Origin of the sequence: Blastopirellula marina, assembly GCF_002967765.1 — a bacterium.
In the GTDB taxonomy this organism is placed as follows: Bacteria; Planctomycetota; Planctomycetia; order Pirellulales; family Pirellulaceae; genus Bremerella; species Bremerella marina_A.
Map to the genome: position 1 here is coordinate 676560 of NZ_PUHY01000005.1, position 18256 is coordinate 694815.

General features: G+C 54.4%; 16 protein-coding genes. 9 read left to right on the forward strand and 7 right to left on the reverse strand.

Going from position 1 to position 18256, the window contains the following annotated elements; all coding sequences use genetic code 11:
- Nucleotides 1–34: 34 nt before the first annotated feature.
- Entirely contained in the window at nucleotides 35–877 is an 843-nt protein-coding gene (locus C5Y83_RS07130) for a hypothetical protein (protein ID WP_146117682.1), read from the forward strand.
- A gap of 7 nt (nucleotides 878–884) precedes the next feature.
- Here C5Y83_RS07130 and C5Y83_RS07135 read toward each other — a convergent pair whose 3' ends face one another.
- From C5Y83_RS07135 to C5Y83_RS07145, 3 genes are all read right to left on the reverse strand, one after another.
- A complete protein-coding gene (locus tag C5Y83_RS07135) occupies nucleotides 885–1739 on the reverse strand; it encodes a hypothetical protein (protein WP_146117683.1) in 855 nt (284 codons plus the stop codon).
- A gap of 38 nt (nucleotides 1740–1777) precedes the next feature.
- Entirely contained in the window at nucleotides 1778–2962 is a 1185-nt protein-coding gene (locus C5Y83_RS07140) for a glycoside hydrolase family 88 protein (RefSeq protein ID WP_105328963.1), read from the reverse strand.
- A gap of 147 nt (nucleotides 2963–3109) precedes the next feature.
- Entirely contained in the window at nucleotides 3110–4162 is a 1053-nt protein-coding gene (locus C5Y83_RS07145; protein ID WP_105328964.1) for a twin-arginine translocation signal domain-containing protein, read from the reverse strand.
- Nucleotides 4163–4505: 343 nt separating this feature from the next.
- On the opposite strand from C5Y83_RS07145, the gene C5Y83_RS07150 reads away from it, so the two are divergent.
- The 5 genes from C5Y83_RS07150 to C5Y83_RS07170 all read left to right on the forward strand — a co-directional run bounded on the left by C5Y83_RS07150 (nucleotide 4506) and on the right by C5Y83_RS07170 (nucleotide 8025).
- On the forward strand, nucleotides 4506–5102 hold the full coding sequence (locus tag C5Y83_RS07150; RefSeq protein WP_105328965.1) for a TetR/AcrR family transcriptional regulator: 597 nt from the start codon (nucleotides 4506–4508) through the stop codon (nucleotides 5100–5102).
- 266 nt (nucleotides 5103–5368) lie between these two features.
- Nucleotides 5369–5947: a carboxymuconolactone decarboxylase family protein gene (locus C5Y83_RS07155; RefSeq protein WP_105328966.1), complete on the forward strand. Its 579-nt coding sequence runs from the start codon at nucleotides 5369–5371 to the stop codon at nucleotides 5945–5947.
- 95 nt (nucleotides 5948–6042) lie between these two features.
- Nucleotides 6043–6504, forward strand: coding sequence for a DUF1348 family protein (locus tag C5Y83_RS07160; protein ID WP_105328967.1), 462 nt, complete (start codon nucleotides 6043–6045; stop codon nucleotides 6502–6504).
- Nucleotides 6505–6541: 37 nt separating this feature from the next.
- Nucleotides 6542–7147, forward strand: coding sequence for a pyridoxamine 5'-phosphate oxidase family protein (locus C5Y83_RS07165; RefSeq protein ID WP_105328968.1), 606 nt, complete (start codon nucleotides 6542–6544; stop codon nucleotides 7145–7147).
- A gap of 179 nt (nucleotides 7148–7326) precedes the next feature.
- Nucleotides 7327–8025, forward strand: coding sequence for an N-acetylmuramoyl-L-alanine amidase (locus C5Y83_RS07170; protein ID WP_105328969.1), 699 nt, complete (start codon nucleotides 7327–7329; stop codon nucleotides 8023–8025).
- A 154-nt stretch (nucleotides 8026–8179) separates the two neighbouring features.
- Here the strand turns inward: C5Y83_RS07170 and C5Y83_RS07175 are convergent, their stop codons facing one another.
- Entirely contained in the window at nucleotides 8180–9058 is an 879-nt protein-coding gene (locus C5Y83_RS07175) for an endonuclease/exonuclease/phosphatase family protein (protein ID WP_105328970.1), read from the reverse strand.
- Between the two features lie 203 nt (nucleotides 9059–9261).
- On the opposite strand from C5Y83_RS07175, the gene C5Y83_RS07185 reads away from it, so the two are divergent.
- Together C5Y83_RS07185 and C5Y83_RS07190 are read left to right on the forward strand one after the other, a co-directional pair.
- The gene (locus C5Y83_RS07185; RefSeq protein ID WP_105328972.1) at nucleotides 9262–9570 is read left to right on the forward strand and encodes a Rieske (2Fe-2S) protein; all 309 of its coding nucleotides are present in this window, start codon (nucleotides 9262–9264) and stop codon (nucleotides 9568–9570) included.
- 8 nt (nucleotides 9571–9578) lie between these two features.
- A complete protein-coding gene (locus C5Y83_RS07190) occupies nucleotides 9579–10205 on the forward strand; it encodes a TerB family tellurite resistance protein (RefSeq protein ID WP_105328973.1) in 627 nt (208 codons plus the stop codon).
- 17 nt (nucleotides 10206–10222) lie between these two features.
- Here the strand turns inward: C5Y83_RS07190 and C5Y83_RS07195 are convergent, their stop codons facing one another.
- From C5Y83_RS07195 to C5Y83_RS07205, 3 genes are all read right to left on the reverse strand, one after another.
- The gene (locus C5Y83_RS07195; protein ID WP_105328974.1) at nucleotides 10223–12178 is read right to left on the reverse strand and encodes an SHD1 domain-containing protein; all 1956 of its coding nucleotides are present in this window, start codon (nucleotides 12176–12178) and stop codon (nucleotides 10223–10225) included.
- Between the two features lie 152 nt (nucleotides 12179–12330).
- Nucleotides 12331–14793: a DUF1588 domain-containing protein gene (locus C5Y83_RS07200; RefSeq protein ID WP_409994585.1), complete on the reverse strand. Its 2463-nt coding sequence runs from the start codon at nucleotides 14791–14793 to the stop codon at nucleotides 12331–12333.
- Nucleotides 14794–14795: 2 nt separating this feature from the next.
- Entirely contained in the window at nucleotides 14796–16115 is a 1320-nt protein-coding gene (locus tag C5Y83_RS07205; RefSeq protein ID WP_105329139.1) for a DUF1552 domain-containing protein, read from the reverse strand.
- 489 nt (nucleotides 16116–16604) lie between these two features.
- Here C5Y83_RS07205 and C5Y83_RS07210 point away from each other — a divergent pair, with 489 nt between their 5' ends.
- Nucleotides 16605–17525 (forward strand): alpha/beta hydrolase family protein, encoded by a 921-nt coding sequence (locus tag C5Y83_RS07210; protein WP_105329140.1) that lies wholly within the window; start codon nucleotides 16605–16607, stop codon nucleotides 17523–17525.
- Nucleotides 17526–18256 lie beyond the last annotated feature (731 nt).

The window sequence follows — 18256 nt, forward strand, 5'->3', positions numbered from 1 at the left end:
ACATCATGAATGGCCACAGGTAAGGTTGAACCACATGAGCGTTCCGTCAAAAGGCGACCAAGAAGCGGCAGACGCCAGGAAAGTCGATCAGGCATTAGAACTTCTGATGGCCGGCAACCATAAGAAAGCAGAGCGATTGCTGCTCGAAGTGACGGAAAATACGCCTGATGACTATCAGGTGGTGGAAGAAGACGCCGAGGGATTCGACATCAAGTTTTGGGATCAAGCCAGCTTCATGCACTATATCGCCTGGATGCAGGCAGGTCACATCCCCGAGACAAGCATCAATTGGCTACCGAGTGCCTACCCACGAGCACATTATTACCTGGCGTTTCTGTATGTGAAGCTAAAGCAGTATGACTCGGCCTGGGACCATATCACAATCGCCGAAAAGCTAGAGCCGACCAAGCCAGCGATTCAGTTCGAGGGCGCACAAATCTTGGTACATCAGAAGAAGCTGGACGAGGCACTGGCCCGCTACCGAAAGGTATCCGATTTGGGACCGTTTGTCAGCCAGCGCGATCTGGCAGTTGCCCGGCGCGGTGAAGGGTTCGTGCTGATCGAGATGCAAGAGCTTGATGCGGCGGAATCTGCGTTCAAAAAGTCGTTGGAGTTTGAACCCAACAACGAAATCGCGATGGGAGAACTTCAGTACATCCAACACTTGCGTAGCGGCGGCGAAGCAGCGCGGATGGAGTCGGTTGCTTCGCAGAGTGAAATCGATATGACCAAGTGCATCGTCTGCGAAACGCACGTCGAAGAAGGTGTGGTCATCCAGGTCAAAGGTATCCCTCTGGCTATCTGCCAGACTTGCCACGATAAGATGCTGCAAGAGACTGCCGCAAAGGAAAAGAAGTGGTGGCAATTCTGGAAGTAGATAGCAACTACTTCTCGCCCCTATCCCACTTAAACGTGCCCAGCTTCGTCCGATCTAATCCCTGCAGGTGCGCTTCAGATCGTTCAGGCGAATCGGAGCGAACATAGCGGTACGAGGCGTTCGGAAAGACCGATTCGATCAACGCGTACAGCTTCGGATCGTGCTCTTTCAGTTCTTCGCGGGTGTTGACGTGGTTATGCTGCGAGTCGTTTTCGGTATTGCAGTCGAACCAACTTTGCACCCCTTCGGCCCAGTACTCGTTGACGTTGGATCCGGCGTAGGTTCCCTTCCACGCTTCATTTTCTTGAGCGGCCTCAAAGCACGCTTGCAGATTGGCTTGAAACATCGGATCGAGATCGACGAGTGCCATTTGATGGATGGCATGCGAAAACTCGTGGATCAAGATACATTCCTTGCGGTAAGGATCGCCCGGTAAGTTGAGTACGTTCTCCTCAGCGCACGATATTGACGGACGGTGCTTCGTCGCCCCCAGCCCGCGCGCACGTCGGTTCCAATACTCCTTCGGCGTCAAGTCGGAATGCTCTGGCACATCGCAGGTTCGTTCCGAAACGGCCATCACGGTCAAGCGAACCCGATTGGCTGCCAACTGCCGCAACACATCCCCCCGCCCTTCTAGCATCGCCTGCACGACATAGGCGGTCTCTTGCAGCGCGGAATCATGCACCTTGGCTGACGCCACAATCGGAAAGTCATCGACCAAAATGCACTTCTGATAGAAGTCGTCCAGCGAAAACTTGTCAACGATGTCCTGTGGAATGGGCTGCTGAACCGTGGGTGTGCTCCTGTCCAAACTCTGCTCAGCGGCACTGCCATGACGGACAGCAAAGACGATTACTAACATCACGAAGATTATGTAAAAGCAAGTGTGACGAAACATAATTAAGGTGCGGTCTTTCGAGTGGTGATGTACTGAAGCAAGCGTTGTTGTTCTGCCGCTGCAAAAAGAACGGCGAAGATGCCATGATCATTGTCAGGGGGGAAAGCCTCTACCAAGTAGTCTTCTTCCGATTGCAGCGGCCCTGGACCTGGGCTGGTACTCAAGACTTGACCATCTTTTGTCACGTAGTTGGGTAGCAGGGCAAATGCTTTCTGGGCGGCCGATTCATAGGATGGATCATGCAGCCAGCCAAGCCGAACCCCTTTTGACATCGCGGTGGCAATCATCGCAGTTCCGCTCGTATCTAAAGGAGATTCTGTTGGATCCCGCTGCAACAGCGTATGCCAGCTTCCATCAGGCTGCTGTAACGGCAACAAGCTCGCGCAAAGCTCACGGAAATTCGCAAGCACCACCTGCCGTGCCTTGGAATCTTCTGGAAGAACTTCTAAGGCCTGGGAAAAGCCTTGAAGTAACCAACCGTGTCCACGCGACCAGGCTCCTGGTGACAATTGTTCCGGTGTTTCCTTTAGCCACCCGCGCCCTTGGCACCACAAGCCGGTAGTTGGATCTCGAAGAACGTCCCGATGGATCTTACCCTGAAGGACAATTTCTTCCAGGTACTTGCTTTGCTCTGATTCCACAATCGTCGCCATGCGAGCCATTCGTGCCACGTATTGCTGCATTGCATCGATCAACATCGCGTAACCGCCGCCACGTGTTTTACCGCGTGGATGAAGTAGTTCTCCGTTGGGGCCTCGCCAGACGTTCTGCAGCAAGTCATCCGTTTGTTTGCGGAATACGGGCAGCCAAGCGTCATCCTCGGAGGCTTCGTAAAGTGCCCAGGTTGAGCAACCAAAAGGTTGAGCCTTCCAAGAAACGTTCGTTTCAGGCGTGATCTGCAACTGCTGTGCGATGGCGAACACTTTGGCGACCGCGTTTTCATCGTTGGTTGCCTCGGCAAAGCTCAGTACGGCCTCTAGCGCGAGTTCATAACGATAGTTGGTCCGCTCAGGTTGAGTATTTAATACGCGATCACGAAGAATCGTACCAGCGTGATAGAGTGGCGTTCGGTTGGTAGATTCGACCAGATTCGGATTGGATGGTGGGTCTTGAGCTTCACTCAAATTCTGAAATGAAATCAGCAAACAGAATGTTAGCAAGAAGCAGCGAGTGGAGCGTTCGGACATAGCTGATTTTATGGGCGGAAGATGGACGTACGAACCTCTGAGACGACGCACAGATATTAAAACGTGCTGGCATGTGAACGTCCACAAAAAAAGCGGCGTCGTCCTTCTGGATAACACCGCTTATAGGTTGTGTCATATGGATCTGGCTTAGCCAACCTTCTTCAACAGCGAGACGCGGCCGCCGACGACCCATTCGGCCAGGTAGATGTTGCCATCGGCATCAAAGGTGGCGCCGTGCGGGTGAACGAATTTGCCGTCGACCCACTTATCGCGTTGTTGACGCACCTTGCGGCCGTTGGCGTTAACTTCCTTACGCCATGCCGGATCGTCGTCGAGGTAGGTCAGCACGTTGTTCTCTTTGTCGAGTAGCGTCAATCGCGAATCCAATTCACCGACCAACATCACTTCGCCACGGATATCGAGCGATGAAGGATAGACCAGATTGTCGACGTAGCTCAGATGCTCGCCGTCGAGAGTAAAGTACTGCAGGCGATTGTTGGCGCGGTCGGTGACGCACAGCGACGGCTCGCGACCTGGGCGGGTATCGACATACAACCCGTGCGGGCAATTCAGCTCACCTGGCTTGCTGCCACGGCCACCCCAACTGCGGACCCAGTTCGCATCAGCATCGTACTGATGGACGAAGTGCGAACCGTAACCATCACCCACGTAGAAGCCGCCACCTGGCGCCAGGGCAATATTGGTCGGGGTATAGCGACCGGCGTCTTTGTAGCGATTCGACTCTTGCGGGAAGCCTTTTTTCCAGACCACTTCGCCATTGAGGTCGAGCTTGGCGATTTGGTGATTCTTCACGTCGCTTAAGTAGAGGAACTCTTGCCCTTCTTCACTTCGCAGATCGAGGCCATGGCCGCCTCCATGGAACTCTTTACCGAACGACCGGACATACTTGCCGTCGGCGTCGAATACGACAATCGCGTCGATCGGATCCTTGGCTGGGCTCTGGTGGGTGATGTAGATCAAGCCGTCCGAATCGATCGCGACGTCGTGCGTCGCGCCCCACTGAATGTTGTCCGGCAGTTCGCCCCAGTAATGGTGGCACTCGTAGACATATTCACCCGAGCCAACGCGCAATGGATTCGAATCGGACTTGTTCTCCGCCCGAAGTAAGAGCGGCGTTGCCAAGGCCGTGGCAGTCGCGGCGGTGGTTTGTAAGAACTGTCGGCGGGTAGGTGAAGCCATGCGGTAGGAGTCCTATCTAGCAGTTGAATCAAGCATTCGTTGCGAGAACGAAAATCGAGTGTTTGTATGAGCAGTGCTGCATTCTAAGTGAACTCGCGTAGGCGACAACGCCCAATCTGCGAAACATTACCGGAGTGAAAAACAGCCCCCTAGGCGGCGAATTGCGGGGAGGATTACTAAGTCAAAAAAACGAACGTGGACAAAAAATATCCTTTCACCCAACGACTGGCGAAACCACTGCCTCCGACACAAATCGCAGCCACACAAACGCTGCTCTTAAGTGTCCCAAAAATCTTCCTGCTTTCACGCTTGACGAAAACAGACAGGTCTGTATGATTCAAGCATGAGTAAGACGGAAAAACAACCGAGTGCCCGACAACGCCTGCTCCAAACGGCCGAACGATTGTTCTATGCCGAGGGGATTCGGGCAGTCGGCATTGACCGAATCATCGCCGAAGCGGAAGTTGCTAAGACAACGCTCTACAGCCACTTCCCGTCAAAGGATGCATTGATTCTGGCCGTCTTACAAAAGCGAGAAGTCGATGTCGACAACATGTTTGAGAAAGCCATTGAGAGATCCGTCCAAAAGGGTGGAGCGAAGCTGGAAGGATTCTTCAGCGGGCTGAAACGTTGGTTTCAACAACCTGGCTTTCGTGGTTGCTCGTTCATCAACGCGGCAGTCGAATTGGCCGATAGTCAGCATGATGCGTCGCAATTTGCTTCCGCCCATAAACAACGCTTCCACAGCAGAATCGAAGAACTGATCGCGGAGGATTATAGCCCAGCTGTCGCCAAGGCCACGTCGGCGGCAATTTCACTTCTGGTGGAAGGGGCAATCATCAGCGCTGTATTAGAAGCGTCCGCCAAACCAGCCGATACCGCGAAAGCAACCGCGATGCAATTGATTGACTCGTTCCCAGGAATGATTCCTTCCCATTGAGTGTAACCTTCCCCTTTTTTTGTCATCATAGAAACAGACCGGTCTGTAGTGTTTACGGCCGGTTAATGATTGAGAGCTATATTTCAGACCTAAATCAATGGGATACGACCGAACATGTTTGGGACGATCAATTCAACGTCTGATTTGAAATATGCAACGAATCAGGCAACATTCCGATCCCCATTTTTTTTCGACGAACCAGACAGACCTGTCTGTAGTATTGTTTCTTTTTTGGGTTTACCCACTTAATTACCAGGAGATTTCCCATGCAACGCCTCCAATCCGTCAATCCAGAAACGGCCCAAGGTCGCACCAAGGAACTGTTAGATACGGTGCATCAAGCCTTTGGCGTGGTTCCCAATGCGGCAAAAGTGATGGCCAATTCACCAGCGGTACTCAGCAGCTTCATTGGGTTCACCACCGCCCTCGCCGATTCGAAGATCGACACGAAGCTACAGAACCAAGTGAAACTGATCACCAGCGAAAACAACGACTGCGATTACTGCACGTCGATTCTTAGCGCTACCGCACCAGCAGCCGGTATGTCGGCCACCGATGTCCTAACAGGTCGGACCGGTCAATCGGAAGATGCGCGCATCAAGTCGGCGTTGACGTTTGCCAATGATGTGCTGGAAAGCCGTGGCAAGGTCAGCGATGCCCAACTGGCCGCCGTCCGCGATGCTGGTTTCGACGATGCCGAAATCGTCGAGATCGTTGCCAGCGTCGTACATGGTTGCTTCACGAACTTTCTGAACAACGTGGCCGATACCGAGCTGGATATCCCGCAGGCAGAACCAGTCGTAACGGCGGAAAGCTGCCACTCAGGGACCTGCTCGGCACGCTGATCGAAGTGCCCACAAATTCATCTGTCAGCTGGAACGGGCAAACGCGTGTTCCAGCTGACTCCTTTCTTCAAAACCTAACCTGCAGGAGGTTTACAATGTCTACCCTTCGCCCACCCTTTACTTTGGAAACGGCAACCGCCAAGGTTCGCGCCGCCGAAGATGCCTGGAATAGTCGCGATCCTCATCGCGTGTCCTTGGCCTATACGGTCGATTCCCAGTGGCGAAATCGCAGTCAATTCGTTACCGGCCGTGATGCAATTCGCGAGTTTCTGAACGACAAATGGCAACGGGAACAAGACTATCGCTTGACCAAATCGCTTTGGAGTTTCACAGAGAATCACATCGCGGTTCGCTTTCAGTACGAATATCACGATGCCGCTGGTCAGTGGTTTCGCGCGTACGGCAACGAGCTTTGGGAGTTCGATGACGAAGGCCTGATGCGACGCCGCGAAGCAAGTATCAACGATGTGCAGATCGCGGAAGCAGAGCGACGTTTTCACTGGGCGGCACCTGGACCGCGACCAAGCGAAGACGAAGGTATCCCGGCCGTGAAGTGAACATGCCGACCCATCCCACAAACATGGAGTGCAAATCATGACAACGTATACCAGCGATATCGCCTTCACCCCGACGGTGAAGGCGATTCAAACCGACAAAGGTTCACGCGCGTCGTACGAGAAGATGGAACAGCGTGGTAGTTGGCGAGCGAAGATCACGCCTGACTTGGTCGAGTTTTTGTCCGACTTAGACATGTTCTACTTCGGCACCGCCAATGCGACTGGCCAACCCTACATTCAGTATCGCGGTGGCAGTCCTGGCTTCCTGAAGGTGATCGACGAGACGACGCTTGGCTTCGCCGATTTCAGCGGAAACCGCCAGTACATCACCGTGGGTAACCTGGCGGAGAATCCGCAAGCATTCATTTTTCTGATCGACTACATCAATAGCCGCCGCATCAAATTGTGGGGCAAGGCAAAAGTGGTCGAAGGCGATGCCGAACTTGAGCAGCGTTTGCACGATCCTAACTATCGAGGCAAAGTCGAACGAGCGATCTTATTCGTGGTGGAAGCTTGGGATATCAACTGTCCGCAGCACATCCACAAACGCTTCCCGCAGAAACTGGTTGCGCCAGTCATCGAGGAATTGGAGACCAAGATAAAGAAGCTGGAAGCAGAGCTATCGACACTGAAAAACGCATAACGAAAAGTCCCCTGCGCAAAAGCGAGAACGCCGGCCGCTGTCAGCCAAAACGGTGTCGATTTGTCGTAGAAATCCGCGCCAAGAGCGTCTTCATTCATTCCGTCGCTTTGGGGTGGTTGTTTAGAATCGAACTCGCGTGGTTCCATTCCGACTATTACCTACCAGGCTTCACCAAGCATATGAAACGCATCACGTTCGGTCTGATTTGTTGTCTCTTGCTACCTTCCTTCGCCTCCCCGGTTGCTGCCGATGAGAAGGCCTCGGTTCAGGCCAACGCCCGGCCAGATTGGGCAACGTTCAACCCAAGCCCGCATCAGAGCGGTCGCCGGGGGGAAGCGATCTCGGCAATCATCATGCACTTCACCGCCGGCGGCACGCAATCAGGCACTGTCGGTTGGTTCCGTAATCCCAACGCGAAAGTTTCGGCCCATTACGTAGTTGGTCGCGATGGAATGGTGGTGCAGATGGTCCCGCTCGATAAAGCTGCCTGGCATGCCGGTAAGAGCAAGATCGGTGAGAAGACGGGTGTCAACAGTTACAGCGTGGGAATCGAAATCTGCAACTGGGGTCCATTGCGTCAAGTCGACGGAAAGTTTGTCACCTACTCAGGACGAAAGTACGATGGTCCGACGCCGATTCAATCGGCCGATGGTCGCTACTGGGAACCATACACCGACGCTCAGTATGCTTCCCTGTTAAAGCTGTGCGAGTACCTCACCAGCGAATACGAAATCACTCACATCACCGGCCACAGCGACATCGCGATTCCCCAAGGCCGCAAGCACGACCCAGGAGACGCTTTCGCCTGGGACGAATTCCGCGAAGGCTTGAAGGACCGCAAACTGCAGCACATTGGCCCGCTTGAGGTAAAAAAGTAATCTCTGGTCAGTGATTAAATGAACCACGGATTACAGGGACGGCGACAGATTAGGAAGCTCGGTGAATTGACTTCGACTAGTTGCCAACTCATCCGTGATATCTGGTGTTATCCGTGGTTACTCGGAGAAAAACGCTGCTTGCTTAGAACAGCTTTTACATCTCAAACACCGCATACTGCGGCAGGTGGTCGCTTAGGGCGAATGCGTTCTCGTCTTCAGGGTTTAAACGAAACGCGCCTTCGAATAGTGGCTTGGCTTCAGTGATTTTTTGGGCGATCGGTCCGGCCGCCATGATATAGTCGATCCGTTTGTAGGGTTTGTCGGACAGGAAGGTTAGGCCGTCCCCCTGTCCTCGCTTGGCGAATGTATCGACCAGGCCGGCTGCTTGCCACAGTTCGTATTCCTTGGCGTCTGGCTGGTGATTCAAATCGCCGATCAGCAAAACGGAACGACCAGCGTCCAGGTCGGGCTGCATTGATTTGAGCATCGCGGGGATTTCTTTAAGGCGAATCGTCGGATCTTCGACAGGGTAGAGATGGGCCGAGTGGACCACCAACGGATCGCCATTGGGAAGTTTGATAATCGCTTTCCCCCAGTGTCGTGTGTACAGATCTTTCGGGCGATCGTAACCGAGTGGCGTGTTTTCTGATTCGAGGATCTCGTATTTGCTGAGCAGCGTGCCCGGCCAGTTGCCTCCGCTGGGGAAACGCACATGGTGCATTCCTAATCGCTCGGCAACTTCCTGCGTGAATGCTTCGCTCGGGGACTCGGAGAAGTTGACGATGTGCGGATCGTACAGGGCGAGCTCCAGTGCCAACCGTTCTGGCATTTGCCCTGCTTTGACCGCCTTCTTGGCCAGAGGCCGATCGGAAGGCCATCCCTTGCCCGCGTAAATGTTGTAAGCAATCACTCGCAAGCTCGATTTCGCGTCTGCATCTTCGGCTTGGCTACGGTGAGATGCGAGGCCCAAGCCAACCATACTGATGCTGGCCGCACCCAAAGCGGAAACGAATTGACGACGAGAAACGTTCATGGTGGGAACCTGCGACTTGATTGAGGAGCGTGTGGTGGCGACCTGCATTATCGCAGCTTCGGTCGCGCGTGGCACCCCATCGTCGTCGAAACTTCATCTACTTGCATCAAGCCCCCTTGGCGGACGAAAATGGGGCGGCAACGTCGCAGCCAACGCATCGCTGCGCAGGTTGAAAGCACTCGTGAAAGCGAAGGAATTGAATCATGCCCAATTGGGTTGATGTGGCATCGGAAGCCGCTTGTCCGGAAGGATCGGCGTTGGAAGTGGTCGCCGCTGGACGGATGGTGGCGCTTTATCACACGTCCGATGGCATGTTCGCCACCGACGGGATGTGCGCCCATCAAGGTGGGCCGCTGGGACAGGGGCAGCTCTGTGGCAAGATCGTCACTTGTCCTTGGCATGGTTGGCAGTACGACGTCACGACGGGAAAGCACGAGCTGAGCTCGATTCACCTCGACTGCTTTGAAGTGAAAGTCGAGGCTGGCCGTATCTGGGTCGACGTAACCGAGTAGGTGATTCGATGTTTGTTCTGGGGCACGCGAAAGTAGAAAGGCCGGAAGGTACGCGGCTCATCTACTGCCGCACTTGTCGAACGGGCCGCAATGCAACCGTGTGGCGAGTTCGCTTGTGGATGACAGCGTTTGGGGCGCGCGTGTTACCGATGTGGATTCTCGAACGCTTTCTCGTATGTGGCCGTTGCGGCGAGAAATACGGGATGGATATTTTGAATCTGAATCCTGGTAAGAGCGCGCCGCCATTCGATCAACAAATGCTGCGCACGATGGTCTATGCGGCGCTGGCCGATGGTTTGGTGGACGATGCGGAACGCAGAGCGATCGGGAAGCTGTATGACGAGCAGTTCGAGATGGCGCTGTTAGAAGATCAACTCGAACTCGAAATCTCGGCCGCCAAGCGGGAGTCGACTTCCCTTAATACCTACCTGGAACAGTATGCCGAATTGATGACGCCGCGACAAAAGCAAACGGCGGTCGAACTGGCGTACCGCGTGATGTCGGCCGGTGGACCACCGAAGCCGGGCCACCAGCGACAGCTTCACAATTTATGCCCAACCTTGCAAATGCCACCTGATGAGTTCGACCTGATTTTGGTCGAACTCAAAAGGAGACCGATCGGTATCGGACGTTAAGGTCAACGCCGGTTCTTTTAGTTGGAATCGGCCCAGCGACCTTCCTTAATACGGCTGCGACCGACGAACTGGGCAACTTCCGGCTTCAACACCTTGGGCGGCAGACGCAGATAGGTGAAGAACTTGGGGTCGGGTTTCTCGTATTCCGAAACCGCCTCTTGAACCGATTGGTCTTTCTTCAGATGAAGAAGCCGCGGCACCATGTTCTCGCTTTTGCGGGTCCACAATACCTTCGGACCATGTTTGACTTCCAAGCTGGCCGTGTAGGGAGTGATCTTGGCTGTTTCTCCCGGCGAACGGAAACCAGCGCCCAACATGCGGAAGTTGAGTTCCATCGGTTCGCCTCGACCGATTTTGGCGACCAGCACGATGGGCGAATCTGGATTCACCACCCACCCAGCACGCTCTACCGCTTCGGATAGTCCGGTCTTGATCATCTCTTGATCGACCCCGGGGATCGCATCGATCTTGAGTGCGACCTCGGTCCCTGGTTGGATCAGCAAGAGATCACTTGAGTTGCCGGTGAGCTTGCGTTTCACTTTGGTGACTGGATCGTGAGGGACCGGCAGCGTCACCAAAGTTGTTGGCTGGCTGCCATAACTATCAAGCACAGCAATTCCGCCTGAGAGCGTCACGGTATCGGTTCCCGATGGGACACTGTACTTCCACAGCGTCATCCCCAGTTCCGGGTCGATGATGCCGGCCAGTTGCGTCATCATGTAATCGTTATCGATCCAGCCGAAGAACTTGCCCGGCACTCCTTCGACGGTTCCATCTGCCAGTTCACGGCCGCTCGTCAAATCCCACACGACGTACTGACTTCCGGCGATCAGGCCAAGCAGCTTTCCGTCTGGCGAGAAGTGGGCTTCCGGGGTGAGCGTGGTGGCAATTGAAACACCGCCGAGTAGCTCGCCCGTCTCCGTTTCCACCACACGGACACCACCGCTGACGGGAACGGCGAGGTACTTGCCTGATCCGCTCATGGCCAGTTTGCCCCCAGCACGTATCTTGTCGAGCACGAACAACGACTTGCCGGTTTGCAGGTTCCAAATGTAAAGGGTGTCGTTCACTTGCACGGCAGCACGTTCGCCATCAAGCATCTTGCCGAATTCCACTTTCGGCTTGAACCCAGGTTTCTCCCATTCTGGCAGATGCCAACGTGCGAGTGCCTTGGGACTGCCGGTGGATAAACCGCTTAGCAAGATCAGGTCGCCCCCTCGTTCGGTTGAGCCATCAACGCCAATCACTGCCACGCTACGGTCGGTTCCAACATGGTGATCGATCAGTTTTAGAGTGTCGTCCAGATCCATGGCGGTAACCGGCCGCGACTTACCGAAGGAGGCCAGGTAAATCCGTCCGAAGTTGTCAGGCGAAACAGCGTTGCCGACGCGATTGGTCGAGACGGCAAAGGTCGGTTTTTCCGGATCGATCACGATCGGCTGCGAAACTTTGGCATAAGCGTCGAGCTTTTCGAGCGGTACGACCATCTGGCGAAACTTGACGGGCGCGGGCACAGGATCGGCCGCGATCTTGTCCAGCCCCTGATCAATATTGATGAAGATATCGACCCCATCGACCGGTAACTCGGTGGCCGCCGCACCCTTGGCCAATAGACCGCCACTCTTGGTCGGAGAACTCACCGCGTTGGAGGCAGCCGAAGATGGTTGCGGCCGCATTGCCGGAGCCGGATCAAGCGACGTGCCGCCACTAAACGGGTTAACATCTAGCTTATTGACGAACTTTTGATCTCCCTCGCTGAGTGCGGCAACGGGCACCACGACCTCTCGACCATCTTTGGTATGCAAAGTGACCTTGCCATCGGCGAACGAGTGCAGTGACGCTTCCACCTTGAACTTACCGGTCTTGTCGACCCACGTTCGATACTCGTCTGCTTTGACCGATCGTAGCGAGCCGCCAAAAGCCAGTAGTACAAGAACCAAACCGAGAGACTGCAAGCTTCTTGCCCAAGTCATGCTGTTGCCTCGAAAAGGAAAAGAGAAGGTGTCTTCGAAAATGATGAGAGTACGCGTGATCGTACCCGCTTCCCGAGGGGAATGCTAGTCAAATCTTGACCAAGTTGGGGGGAGATCTTCGTCGATCACGTGGCCGACCGGAACGAAGGGAATCACTCGGTGCGATCGACGGTTCGGTAGAGAAACGCGTCAGAGGTTAGCAGAGACATAAGCAGCGCCTTCATGCTTCCTCCGTTGTCCCGATAGGCTGCATGGGCAGCCTGCAAGATCGGGGCGTCATTGAGCGTTTCGTTGCGGCCCATCCAATAACGGAACGCATGACGGACAAACACTTGCTCAGCCCGCTCGCTATCAGCGATTCGCTCGATCAGTTCGATCGCATTAGCCACCTCGCCGTCGAGCTCGGGATCGCCTGAATCGATGATTTCGCCGGTACTGTCGACCGGCTTGTCCTGTTCCGTTTCGCGATACAAACCGGCATGGTTGTACATCTCGAACGGCAAGCCCAGCGGATCCATCTTCTTATGGCAAGTCCAGCAGTAAGCCTCTCGGGTGACGCGCATCCGCTCGCGGAGTGTGTTCTCGGGCTCGTCAGGTAGCATCGCGTCGACCGTGATCGGTACGTCAGGAATGCCACCTCCGAGCAAACGTTCGCGAATCCAGTGGCCGCGGCGAATCGCATGGTTGTCCATGGCATCAGAGTGTGAAACGAGCCAGCTTGGATGGGTCAGGATGCCGAGTCGTTCCCCTGCGGGCACCGTCGCTAACATTCGATCTGGCTGCATCGATCCATTGCCAAAACTTCGTCGGCTGACGCGAGCATAGATCTTCTCGCCTGAGAGATCGGCTGGTGTTACTTTATGGTTGATACCGTTCCGTTTCTTGGTGAGGGAAGCGGGCGGCTTTTTGCCAGGGTTCGCTTCGCGCCAGGCTTTCAACTCCTCTTCGGTCGCCTTTTTTGCGGCAGCGATGGAAGCGGCTGTTTCCTGGCGGGTTCTTCGTTGTCCGTAATAGATGTTGTCACCCTTGGTGGCGACAACCTGTTCGGTGGTGAGAAGTCGTTTAAGGACATCTTGGTCGTCGTGCAGGACGAGTTCAATCAAGCGATCCGTACTCGCCGTTGCATCGAACATCGCGCGGTAATGGGCTTGGCCAGCGGCACTCGCGCCGGTATCGGCCAGGGCTTTCGTGTCCTTACAAATGTAGCCTGCCAAGTCGTAGTCGAAGTAGTCGCGGAAGAATTGCAAGACGCGCGGCTTGCGAATACTCTCGTCGGCCAGCATCCGCTCGACTTCCCGTTTCACATCTTCCTTGGTCCGCATCTTTCCATCGAGAATTGCCGTGCGAAGCTGTTCATCTGGTTTGATGTAACGAAGAGCATGGTTCAACGCCAAGCCGAGCTCCCAGTCTCTCAGCATCACTCGTCCGTATTCGTCCGGCGAATCGTGCGCAGCGAGTTCCGGGCGAAACAACGCATCGCGATCGAGGAAGATCGCCGAAAGTCCCAGGACAACCCCTTCTTCTTTCCCCAATGTTTCAATCGATTGTTGGGCGATCGTCAGGTAAGTGTCGGACTCTTTGGGAGTCGGCGGACGGAACGTTAACGCTTCAAACAGGTAATCGACCGCGGCGCGTAACCGCTCGGTGGTAACCCCTTCGTTGTTCATCAAATCACTTACCGGTGTCAGCGGACGCATGACTTTCGTGCTATAGACGATGGAAGTTGGCAGGCCGCGGAGGTCTCCCTGCATCTTGTCTTTAATTGAGTTCGGATCGTCCGTGATTTGATATGGCTCGGCAATGCTGAGCGGACCGTATGCCATGTAGCGGATGATGTCTTCGGCAACGCCAGCAATCTGCGTAGCCTCGGCACTATTCACGGAATAGAAATCGGGGTAGTTCTCCAAGCCATGATCGCGGGCCGTCGAGAGAACCGCCGGCACGCTTTTCACGGCCGTGGCATAAGCGACGGTACCACCTTGCCACTTGATGATACGGTCGATTCCAAAGTATAGCTTCAACTCCCCGCCATGATTGGTCGGCACCACGTCGCCGTGCGTTCGCAGACCTGGCTTGGCTGGGTTGAACTTCGGTTCGCGGTTGATCAGTTCGTTGAGGCGAGTGATATGTTCCTGGGGAGTTACCCGCCAGATCCGCGCAGGGGAAGACGACGGGCGAAGTTGTATGCCTTCTGGCAGGTCTCCGAACAGCAGCGCGTGATCGACGAAGTTTCCTTTGCCAGGATCACGATCGGCATGGAAGCCACCTTGATCGCGGAGCGTTTCCTTCAACTCGCTGACAACCCAATCCGAAAACATCAGCCGCTCGATCACCTCAGGCTGATCCATGTCCTTCGGGGGCATTTCTTTGAGGGTGACCTGAGCCCAGACGGTTCGCCAAGTGTCGGCATTAACCTCGTCGACCGGACCCAAATTGGTCAGCGACAAGCCACCTTCCGGGTCGGTCTCGCCGTGGCAATCAATGCAATGATTGGTGAGAAAGGGCTGGGCTAAACTGCGGAAGTCGCCGGTGACTTTTTGCCCAGGCATGTAGTTTTGGGCACTTACCGTTGCGACCATCACCAAGCAAAAGATTGCTGGGGTTGCCAAACGCATCATCATGCCAAGACTTCCTTCAGCGGACCAGTGCTCGAATCGAACTTGGTCGCCAGCTTGTCGGTCATGTTGAAACGGTCGCAGGTTACGCCCGCCGCTCGGAGCAGCGATGTGTACAAGGCATTGATCGGTCGCTTTCCGTCGAGCTGCGTGAAGCAACCGGTTTTGAAGGCACCATCAAAGTTACCCAGCAGCATGACGGGCCAGTTCGCACCGTTGGTGTGCTGACTGTCGGCGTTGTTGCTGGTATAGACGATCAGGGTATTGTCCATCATCGTGCCGCTTCCTTCGGGAATGTTTTCCAGCGACTGCATGATTTTCACCAGCATGCGGCAATTGTATTGTCGGATCTTGATCCAAATCGGGTTGTCGGGCTGCTTCATGTGCCCCAGATTATGTCCTTGCTGATCGATGCCCAGTCCTTTCCATGCCCCAAAGATCTCGCCGCGGCCTGAACCGATGGTCAGCGTGTTCGTAATGCCGGAGGTCAGCGCCGAAATACCAAGATCCAGAAGCGCGTCGTGCCAGTCGGTTTCAAACTCGGGCTTGGTATACCGCTCATCCACTTCCGGAGCGAACTGTCGCAAGTGATCGGACACGGTTGCCAGTCGATCGCGAAGCCCGTTGATGTCTTGGAAACCGTTGACGTACTGCGAATAACGCTGTTGTTCGGCCGTCGGCAACGTTTGGCCTTTGGCCGTGGCCAGCTTTTCGATTTGGTCGAAGACATTCGAGCGGGCTTCATGCTGACGACGAATGTCCCCAGTCGAGATTCCTCCATAGAGCGTTTGATAAAGCTGGTTGGGATTCGAGTACATGAAGATCGGCGAACCGGCTCCGCTGGCGGAAAGCGTTGCCAAGGTTGGCTTCGAGGTCATGTTCTCGATCGAATCCATCCCGATGCAAAGATGCGGCAGAAGCGTTTGCGGCAACGCCTTGCTAATTTCATAGTCGATCGTCGCGGCACTGGGCGGAACGCCATCGCCGCCGCGATAACCACCCAACGCTCCAAAGAAAGCACTGTGCGAGGGACTCGTGTGTTGGCCATGCAGACCATTGATGATGTGCAAACGATCCTTGAATGGTTCCAAATCTTGAATTGGTTCCGGCAGCTTGGCATTACCCAACGACCCACTATGCTGCATTCCCTTGGGAACGCAGGTCGCCGGGTCGAAACCTTGATTCTGGAGGAAGAAGATGACCCGCTTGGGCGTTCGCCCTTGGTCGGACGAAGCGAACAACGGTTGCGGAACGAGAGAAAGGCCTAAGGCAGCGCTCGTACCGGTTGCTACGGCTTGCAACATTTTGCGGCGGTTAAGCATCATCGATCCTTCCACGACGTAACAGCGAATCCGGCCAGAGTGAGGACTCTGGAGGATGGCTTAATGCTGGTATAGCTGATAGGTCTCTGGGGCACCCTCGAATGAGGGCGAGATCACAGCGTGAGGGAAAGCGGTATTGAGGGGGAAATCGGCGGGGCATAACTCCGCTTAGTATACGAAGATCGGCTGCGTTAAACTACATAAACCGTCGACCTGTATCAAGCGAATTCCCTGTAAACGGTTGCCTGGGATGCCGTAACATGTTATCTGTAAACGTGTTAAGGACCGCGGTAGTCGGTTTTGTCTGGTGGAATAAATGATTTTGTGTGACACCAGATGCCGGTATCTGGGGTTCATCACTTACGAATTACCCCTCATCGATCGCTAGGTCATCCCTGATTTCGGTATCGCCGGGGCACATTTAATAGAGTCCCGGTGGACGAAGAGATCCCCGACATCATGACATATCGCTTCTGCTTTGGAGTTGCAATGCGTACGGCTCTTTTGCTCGTCTTGCTGGTTGCAGTTGGATGCAATCCCGTGAATCCACTACGTGCACCCAACAGTTCGTCAAACAATCAGCAGACCTTGGTCGAAGCGCGGGATGGCTTCGTTACCAAGATTGTCGAGACGGGCGAAGACTATGGCCCGCCAGATCAACCCGACGGAAAGCTGTTTGAACTGATCAAATACAAGTCGCCTGTTGGTGATCTTGCCGCCTACATCACACCTGATCCGGGCGATGGTCAGAAGCATCCGGCGATCGTGTGGATTACTGGGGGCGATAACAACACGATTGGTGACGTGTGGACACCGCAAGATCGCGACAATGATCAATCGGCGAGTGCCTTTCGCAAGGCGGGCATGATCATGATGTTTCCCTCGCAGCGCGGTGGGAACGACAATCCTGGTCAGCGTGAAGGTTTTTACGGCGAGGTTGATGATATCCTGGCCGCTACCGATTACCTGGCCAACTTGCCGTACGTCGATCCAGACCAAATCTATCTGGGCGGACACAGTACCGGCGGAACGCTGGCGATGCTCGTTGGCGAATGTTCGGATCGGTACAAAGCTATCTTCGCGTTCGGTCCTGTGGCTGGCGTAGTGCAGTATGGTGGCGAATACATGTACTGCGACCTAAATGATCAAAAGGAACTGGAACTACGCTCTCCCCTGTTCTGGCTGCACTGTGTGAAGAGCCCCATGTTTGTCTTTGAAGGGGCGAATCAAGGGAATTGGGATGGTTCGATTGAGGTGATGGCAAAAGAAAATCCGAACCCGCTGATCCAGTTTTGGAAGGTGCCGGGTCACGATCACTTCAGTGTGATCACCCCGATCACCGAGAGCTTGGCCCCACAGATCATGGAAGGAGAAATCGATGTCTCGCAAGACATGGTCGATGGGTTCTAATCGCTTTGAACCTAGCGTCCCTCAAATCCGGTTTGGATACTCTTGATTTCTCGTCGAAAATCGGCCCTACCGATGCCAACACCACGACGACCGAAGAACATCATACCGGTAGAACTTCGGGATGTTTACGCCGAAGTCGTTGCGAAGCCCCTGTAGAACTCCGTGAACAGGGTAAGACCTAAATGGAGGTCTGTAACGCCCTGACCGATCTTGGGTTCAGGACTCGCAACGGCAAATTCTGGCAGCATCCCCAGCAGATCGTGAAATTGCGACGGTCATTCCAATGAACCTACAGAGATCACTTTATGATTCTCCTTCCTGCACAAGATCAAGAATATAGCCTCTCGCTCCCGCCCCTCGAAACTGCTGTACCCATCGTTCTTTAGGCTGTTCCTCTAACCACTGGATGGCATGAGGCCCAATCCAAACATTCGGTGCCGGCTTCGAGGGATTCGTCCTAGACCGAGGCAATTCGGTGTTCTGCCAGATGAGCTTCGAGTTGCTGTATGTCTTCTTTATGTATTTTCGCAGGTTCTTGAAGCGTCTTTCGATTTGATCCGTAGACGAAGAATCGTGAACTGTTTTTTCTGTACTTGTCGTGCTGACTGCGATTCTTCCTTCAAACAAGTATGGCTCACCAAATTGAAAGCCAGATCGAAGGAATTGAATTGTCAGATACTCATTGTTGCAATACCACCATTCCTTGTCCTTCTTCCGATGGTGATCTGCTG

Bases quoted from the DNA above. Each gene is read 5' to 3' on its own strand.
- C5Y83_RS07130 (WP_146117682.1), top strand. From the start codon at position 35: ATGAGCGTTCCGTCAAAAGGCGACCAAGAAGCGGCAGACGCCAGGAAA.
- C5Y83_RS07135 (WP_146117683.1), bottom strand. From the start codon at position 1,739: ATGTTAGTAATCGTCTTTGCTGTCCGTCATGGCAGTGCCGCTGAGCAG.
- C5Y83_RS07140 (WP_105328963.1), bottom strand. From the start codon at position 2,962: ATGTCCGAACGCTCCACTCGCTGCTTCTTGCTAACATTCTGTTTGCTG.
- C5Y83_RS07145 (WP_105328964.1), bottom strand. From the start codon at position 4,162: ATGGCTTCACCTACCCGCCGACAGTTCTTACAAACCACCGCCGCGACT.
- C5Y83_RS07150 (WP_105328965.1), top strand. From the start codon at position 4,506: ATGAGTAAGACGGAAAAACAACCGAGTGCCCGACAACGCCTGCTCCAA.
- C5Y83_RS07155 (WP_105328966.1), top strand. From the start codon at position 5,369: ATGCAACGCCTCCAATCCGTCAATCCAGAAACGGCCCAAGGTCGCACC.
- C5Y83_RS07160 (WP_105328967.1), top strand. From the start codon at position 6,043: ATGTCTACCCTTCGCCCACCCTTTACTTTGGAAACGGCAACCGCCAAG.
- C5Y83_RS07165 (WP_105328968.1), top strand. From the start codon at position 6,542: ATGACAACGTATACCAGCGATATCGCCTTCACCCCGACGGTGAAGGCG.
- C5Y83_RS07170 (WP_105328969.1), top strand. From the start codon at position 7,327: ATGAAACGCATCACGTTCGGTCTGATTTGTTGTCTCTTGCTACCTTCC.
- C5Y83_RS07175 (WP_105328970.1), bottom strand. From the start codon at position 9,058: ATGAACGTTTCTCGTCGTCAATTCGTTTCCGCTTTGGGTGCGGCCAGC.
- C5Y83_RS07185 (WP_105328972.1), top strand. From the start codon at position 9,262: ATGCCCAATTGGGTTGATGTGGCATCGGAAGCCGCTTGTCCGGAAGGA.
- C5Y83_RS07190 (WP_105328973.1), top strand. From the start codon at position 9,579: ATGTTTGTTCTGGGGCACGCGAAAGTAGAAAGGCCGGAAGGTACGCGG.
- C5Y83_RS07195 (WP_105328974.1), bottom strand. From the start codon at position 12,178: ATGACTTGGGCAAGAAGCTTGCAGTCTCTCGGTTTGGTTCTTGTACTA.
- C5Y83_RS07200 (WP_409994585.1), bottom strand. From the start codon at position 14,793: ATGCGTTTGGCAACCCCAGCAATCTTTTGCTTGGTGATGGTCGCAACG.
- C5Y83_RS07205 (WP_105329139.1), bottom strand. From the start codon at position 16,115: ATGCTTAACCGCCGCAAAATGTTGCAAGCCGTAGCAACCGGTACGAGC.
- C5Y83_RS07210 (WP_105329140.1), top strand. From the start codon at position 16,605: ATGCGTACGGCTCTTTTGCTCGTCTTGCTGGTTGCAGTTGGATGCAAT.